Raw genomic sequence first — 1,234 nt, 5'->3', positions numbered from 1 at the left:
CAGGAAGATGACGGTTCTGATAGTGGTGAAGCGGGTGAAGCCGCGAGCGCGGCGCTTGGCGGACTGAAACAGGCCGTTGAGCGCTTCGAGGAAGCCGTTGGTCTGGCGGGTCTGGGCCCAGGCGACGATGCCCTCGAGGTGGCGACGGACCATGGCGGCGACCTCCTTCATGGGTTCGACCTTGGAACGCATGACGCAGGTGCACCAGTGCTTGAGCATGTCGCGTGCCACGTTGATCTGCTTGCGCGCGAGGATCTGGCGCAGCTGCTCCTTGTAGACCCAGGCGCGCGCGGTGCGCACAGTGGCCATCCTGGCGATCAGGGCATCCAGATCGGCGGCAGCCTCGGGCTTGAGGCTGGCGCGGTTCTTCAGCAGCGACCAGCGCATCCCCTTGAGGGACTTGTCGCTGCGCTGCTCGATGCGGCGCATCCTGTCCACGGCCGCATTGGCGTGCCCGATGACGTGGAACTTGTCGAAGGTGACGCGCGCGTTGGGCAGGTGCTCGGCGCAGCCCCTGATGAACGCTGGCGACATGTCGATGCTGACGGACGTGATCTGCTCCGCAGGGCAGTGACGGCTTTGCAGCTCGGTTGTCAGCTGGGCGATCGAGTCGGCGCCGCGGCCCTCCGCCACGGCGATCACGCGTCGCTCAGTGGCGTCTGCGGCGAGCGTGATGTAATCATGCCCGCGAGCCCGCGACGTCTCGTCGATGGCCAGCTCGCGCACCGCGGACAGGTCCGTTTGCGCCAGGGCGAGCTCCACGTAGCGCTCGCAGAGCGCGGCGACACGGTGACGGCTCACGCCCACCAGGCGCGCCGCCGCGGCAAAGGTCATCTGCTGGCACAGCAGCAGCACCAGGGCTTCGAACAGCAGCGTGAAGCCCGAGAGCTTGCCGGCCCACGGCGGATCGACCTGGCGGACGCTGCCATCGGGCAGCTTTACCCGGGGGACACGCACTTCCAGGAAGCACTCGTGCTGGAAGAAGTTCAGGTGCCGGTAACGCTTGGCGACGGTGTCGTGAACCGGATGCTGGCCCTCCACGCCAGCCAGCGCGAAGCGGCTGCCGGCGATGAAGTCCACCCGGATGGTGAGCGTCTTGGCCGCCAAATCGAAGTCCGCGCCCGTCACCTGCCACGGCGGAGAGACCCCCAAGGCAGCCTCAAACAGCTTGTCAGTCATACCCGATCCCGTACCTGCTCAGGTCCAGCTTACCCACTCGAAATTGAAAAGAGGC

General features: G+C 66.5%; 1 protein-coding gene. It reads right to left on the bottom strand.

The genetic code is table 11. The features are described 5' to 3' along the window. A partial coding sequence (locus CR938_RS14260) for an ISL3 family transposase (protein ID WP_162125616.1) occupies positions 1-1,179 on the bottom strand: 1,179 nt, incomplete at its 3' end. Positions 1,180-1,234 lie beyond the last annotated feature (55 nt).

It is taken from the genome of Pseudoxanthomonas taiwanensis, assembly GCF_010093135.1.
Lineage (GTDB): Bacteria > Pseudomonadota > Gammaproteobacteria > Xanthomonadales > Xanthomonadaceae > Pseudoxanthomonas > Pseudoxanthomonas taiwanensis.
Note: the sequence above shows the minus strand (reverse complement) of the source record. Positions and strands in the feature narration are given on the sequence as shown.